The sequence below is a fragment of the Chelativorans sp. M5D2P16 genome (genome assembly GCF_034427935.1).
Taxonomy (GTDB): domain Bacteria; phylum Pseudomonadota; class Alphaproteobacteria; order Rhizobiales; family Rhizobiaceae; genus Chelativorans.
On the sequence record NZ_JAXQNM010000035.1, the window covers coordinates 1 to 4,658 of the forward strand.

The window sequence follows — 4,658 nt, forward strand, 5'->3', positions numbered from 1 at the left end:
TGGCGACGCGCGGAGGATTGTGATCGCCGCGATGCGTAGCGACGAACGCCCGATCAGTGTAAGAGGTGAAGATGAGGGCAGTGCGGCGATTTTGCGAAGAAGGCGACAAGGTCAAGCTGACACTACGTTTCCGCGGTCGCGAGATAGCCCATCTGGAACCCCGCATGCAGCTCCTCAACAAGGTCCGCGAGGAAGATGCGCCCATCACCCAGGTCGAGGCCGATCCCAAGCTCCATGGCCGCCAGATGATGATGGTGCTCGCCCTAGAATAGCCACGTTTTCTCACAAGCGTCGCTCGCAATGACTCGGGCGATGACGTGGAGGGCTGGTGAATTCTGGAGACGCAGGCGCCTTGGCGCGCTATCAGGCGGCTCGCCGTGCCATCCTTGCAATCATCATCGTGCTCGCCTTCACGATGTTGGTGTTCGGAGGATCGCTGCATGATGAGCTGATGCACGAGTACATCGAGACGCTTGGCCTCGCGCTTGTAATGGTCGGGATCGGCGGACGGCTTTGGGCGACGCTCTACATCGGCGGGCGCAAGTCGGCTGTGGTCGTGTCGACCGGGCCCTACTCCATTACCCGCAATCCTCTCTATCTCTTTTCCTCGATAGCGGCGGCCGGGGTCGGAGCACAAACGGGCAGCTATGTCGTTACTTGCTTATGCCTTGTGCTGTCTGCGGCATTCTTTCATATCGTGGCTCGGCGCGAGGAGCGATTCTTGTCCACGACGCTGGGCGACGAGTATTTCTCCTATCTGCGGCGGGTTCCGCGTTTTCTGCCCAATCCGCTGATCTATCGCGACGACGCGGAAGTAACGTTCAAGACCGAGCGGGTTCGCGCCACGTTTGTCGACGGTCTCGTCTTCCTTGCCGCGATCGCGGTGCTCGAGGCCATCGAGGTGGCCCAGGAGGCCGGTACGGTTCCCATTCTTTTCTGGCTTTTCTGAGTCTGTGCCGGTAGCTAATCTAGATTGGCCCGCCCCTATCAGATGGTCCGACCTCAATCTTGATGAAAGATCGGCTTTCCGGCCATTGCCTGTGCAGCAGTCGGTGCCGATCCGCGGGTTGGCGCCGGCCAGACAACGATCTGTGGTGCCGGCGGCTGATCTCCGAGCATTGAGTGAGCAAAGCTGACACCCTCACCAAGACTGGTCCTCCACACTTTGCTCAAGATTTCTGTCGAGGCGGAACAGCCACAGTGCTTGCATCTCGCCTGTGACATTCGTGCGCTCGCGCCTGACCTGGTGGGTGAGGACGGGGTTGCACGAGGCGCGCCGGCACCTAGTGACCGAACATGCCGAGGCCGCTACATGAGCTATGCGGTTGGATATGAGAGTGCGTCCCAGTTCTCGCGCGAGTATAGAAGGCTGTTCGGCGCTCCACCGTGTCGCGAAGCCGACTCCTTGCAGTCAATCGTTAAAGCCGGTCCATAAAGCCCGGCAGCGTCTCGTTCGCAAACGATGGCAGCTTTCGGGATTTCCCGCGCTTACCGCGAACGGCCGATTTAGGGTCGACAACCGAATGGCAGCTTTCCCATTTTCTCGGCCAGAACCGGATGGGCAGCAAACGGCCCCCATTCGACCTTTCGTTCTCCTCTTTGCTAATTGTGGCCGAAGGAGAACTACGAAGGACTTCACGGTATGAACCTGCGGTACGGGATCGAGTAAGATCTATAAATTGAGCTGATAGGAAATCGGCAGCCAGCGGTAGCCTCCATCCTTTTTCTCGACAAACCCAAGGGAAGGGAACGACGTGTGGTAGCCAGCGACGGGAAGCCGGTCAGTCGCAACCATATCGTAAATGCGCCGTCTGGTTTCCGCACCCTTCGCTTTATCCATATCAAAGAAGGCATGCCACTCGGGGTGCGCTAACGATGCTACCTCGTGATGTGCGCAATCACCCCACACGAACAGCTGCTTGCCCTGGCTTTCAATGTGGAAGGCTAAGTGTCCTGGGGTGTGTCCGTAGGCTTCAACGGCGTGAATGCCGGGGGCAACCTCGTCACCTGGTTTGATAAAGCTTATACGTTCGGCCAAAGGAGCAACGTTCGTCGCGAAGAGTCTGGCCGACATATGTTCGTTGTCGTCGGGAGCTGCAGCGAGACGATCCTCGGACGACCAAAAATCGAACTCCGCATCTCCAATTACGTATCGAGCATTGGGAAACAGCGGTTCTCCCCCCTCCATCAAGCCACCAATATGATCGGGGTGCGCATGGGTCAGGACCACGAGGTCGATCTGCTCGGCAGCAAACCCGGCTGGGTCCAGCAGGTTCGCAAGCCAGCCGCCATGCGGCCGCGGGACGAAGCCATCCGCGCCGTTACCGGTATCAAAAAGAATGAGCTCTTTGCCGGTGTTCACGATCGTGGGAGTGAAGCCGGGCTGGAACTTACTTTCGGGAAGCAGGCTCTGGCGCATCAGCTCTTCGATTTCCGCCTGCGGTCGATCTTGCCCTACGATCGGCCAGGGTCCATCGATCACTGCGCCGGCATCGAGAATATTGGTTACTTCGAACTCGCCGAGTTTGAACCGATAGTGGGTGGGCATTGACGGACCAAGCGGCATTGCGGCGCCATGTGCTGCCGACGCGAACAGACCGAATATCGCCGGAGCCGCTGTCAACGTAGCAGCCGAGGCGATAACTTTTCGTCGAGATAAGGTCGAGCGAGGCAGAAGCATGTGCGGTATCCTCCGTAGCCACTGATCCCTGCTAGTGCGGTTCCACTTGCTGGCAAAGTGCCTGACCGTGCTGCCTTCTATTTCTGCACGGTTCGCTTACACCGCGTGCTGCGACCTGGATGAGGGCCCAGCGGTCGCAAGCAATGGGAGGTTAGCTGTGCCTGCTCCAGATGGCTTGTACGAACGTGCTGCCGTAAGTCCAGCGCTCCGCCCCTTTTGGCATGTGGACGAAATGCGCACCTTTTTCGTAGGGCCGCTTCAATACAATAGGCTTCATCAGCATGGGGCGCCCGTTTACCTGGCCGGAATGTACAGCAAATTCGGGTTGCGAATCCACGGAGGTCGTTGGCATTGGTGCCGCACAGCCGTCATTCCCGCCGGAGTGCTTCACGAACTTGATCTCGCCGGTTATCCATTGGCGGTCTTTTATGTTGAGCCAAGCGTTGGTGGTGTCGACGCGCTCGTGCCACTATCCGGCGATAGTTGGGAAGTGGACGGCGTCCTTGTTGGCCGCAGCGGCGAGTTCTCCATCATGCGTGAGCTGTGGGAGGACAGTGCCAGCGCAAGATGGGCCGGCCAAGCACTAGACGACCTACTCGCCTATTCCAAACTGCGAGCCGCCAAGCGCATGGATCCGCGTGTTTCTGCGGCCACTGATTACCTGCGAATGCACTCAGACGAGCTGACGCCCGTGATGAAGCTGGCAAGGAACGCGGGTTTATCCGCGTCCCAGTTTCAGCGAATGTTCACTCGGGAGGTGGGCGTGCCTTTCCGTCGCTACCGGGCTTGGAACCGAATGCGCGTAGCCATAAGAGAGATTGCGAATGGAAGCAATTTTACAACAGCCGCCCATGCAGCGGGCTTTGCGGACCAAGCCCATTTCACCAATGATTTCCGCCGGACTTTCGGTGCACCCCCATCAGTCAGTCTTCTCGGCCTCAGGAACACTGCGTACCATGAAGAAGGGGCCAACCTCTCAGTATTGGCATTGTAGCTTCTGCATCCTTGGTTCTATGAAGTAGCCACTAACAGCATTCTCAACCGGGCTGGTGCGGCGATCAATCAGCTCATTCTGACGGGGCCATCCAATACGATCGACAGTAACGGATTGTTCAATCAGGGCCTCACCTTCAACAACGACCACACCGCGTCGAACCAGGTCGACAACGAGATCATCAACAGAGCGAACGGCGTCATCAAACCGGACGCGAGCAGGTGCGGCGGCTCCTTGAAGATGCCATCGACCGGTTGCCGGAACCGTTTCGCCTAGTGTTCATCCTGCGCGATATCGAAGGGCTCGGGACCGAAGCGGCCGCAAACCTCCTGTCGATCAAGCCCGAAACCGTGAAGACGCGCCTCTTTCGGGCAAGGCGTTTGCTGCGCGCGGAGATGGAGAAGGCATTGCTGCCGCGTTTTTCCGACGTCTTTCCGTTCGCTGGAAAGCGGTGCGCACTGATGGCCGACCGCGTGATCGAGCGGTTGCGCGCGGCGTCCTTCTGATCCCTTGCGCCATTATAGGCCTCGTCAGGCAAGAGCCGGCCCACCTGACGAAAGTGCGCTGTGGAATGTCGCATGAAAGGTGGCCGTTCAATCGCGAAAGAACGAGGGTGAGGAAAACCTGCCGGTTCGGAACGGAGGCGACGCATGATTGGCGACGAGGACGACCACCCACCGCGATACGCTTCCTCTCCATGCTTCATGCACGAGGTCGACCCACACTATATGGGCATGGCCGGGGTCGTTGACCCGCGTCAGCACGCGGATGTAATGCGCTGGCGCAAGGCCGAGCGCGAGCGGCTGATCAAGGCGCGCCTGTCCATGCCCAGCGATGTGCGGCGCGAGCATGGGTTGCGGATCGCAGCCCAACTCGAAGAGGCCATCGGCAACGCGGCGGGATTGACCGTCAGCATTTATTGGCCGTTCCGCGGCGAACCGGACCTGCGTGCGCTCGTCGAGCATATCGCCCGGCACGGCGGCC

The 4,658-nt window shown here is 59.1% G+C and carries 5 protein-coding genes and 1 pseudogene; 5 read left to right on the forward strand and 1 reads right to left on the reverse strand.

The features are described 5' to 3' along the window. Nucleotides 1-62: 62 nt before the first annotated feature. Nucleotides 63-272, forward strand: a pseudogene (gene infC, locus SIN08_RS16040) (translation initiation factor IF-3); the annotation flags it as partial. 56 nt (nt 273-328) lie between these two features. Then, nucleotides 329-949 carry an isoprenylcysteine carboxylmethyltransferase family protein gene (locus tag SIN08_RS16045; RefSeq protein ID WP_322452335.1) on the forward strand — a complete coding sequence of 207 codons (621 nt, stop codon included), beginning with the start codon at nt 329-331 and terminating at the stop codon, nt 947-949. A gap of 723 nt (nt 950-1,672) precedes the next feature. Here SIN08_RS16045 and SIN08_RS16050 read toward each other — a convergent pair. Then, nucleotides 1,673-2,680 (reverse strand): MBL fold metallo-hydrolase, encoded by a 1,008-nt coding sequence (locus SIN08_RS16050; RefSeq protein WP_416208086.1) that lies wholly within the window; start codon nt 2,678-2,680, stop codon nt 1,673-1,675. Nucleotides 2,681-2,837: 157 nt separating this feature from the next. Here SIN08_RS16050 and SIN08_RS16055 point away from each other — a divergent pair, with 157 nt between their 5' ends. From SIN08_RS16055 to SIN08_RS16065, 3 genes are all read left to right on the forward strand, one after another. Next, on the forward strand, nt 2,838-3,674 hold the full coding sequence (locus SIN08_RS16055; RefSeq protein ID WP_322452610.1) for an AraC family transcriptional regulator: 837 nt from the start codon (nt 2,838-2,840) through the stop codon (nt 3,672-3,674). A 221-nt stretch (nt 3,675-3,895) separates the two neighbouring features. Continuing rightward, nucleotides 3,896-4,180, forward strand: coding sequence for a sigma factor-like helix-turn-helix DNA-binding protein (locus SIN08_RS16060; protein WP_322452611.1), 285 nt, complete (start codon nt 3,896-3,898; stop codon nt 4,178-4,180). A 144-nt stretch (nt 4,181-4,324) separates the two neighbouring features. Continuing rightward, on the forward strand, nt 4,325-4,658 hold a 334-nt coding region (locus SIN08_RS16065), incomplete at its 3' end, for a 5-formyltetrahydrofolate cyclo-ligase (RefSeq protein WP_416208087.1).

Coding starts and splice junctions, on each gene's coding strand:
- SIN08_RS16050 (WP_416208086.1), bottom strand. CDS start 2,680: ATGCTTCTGCCTCGCTCGACCTTATCTCGACGAAAAGTTATCGCCTCG.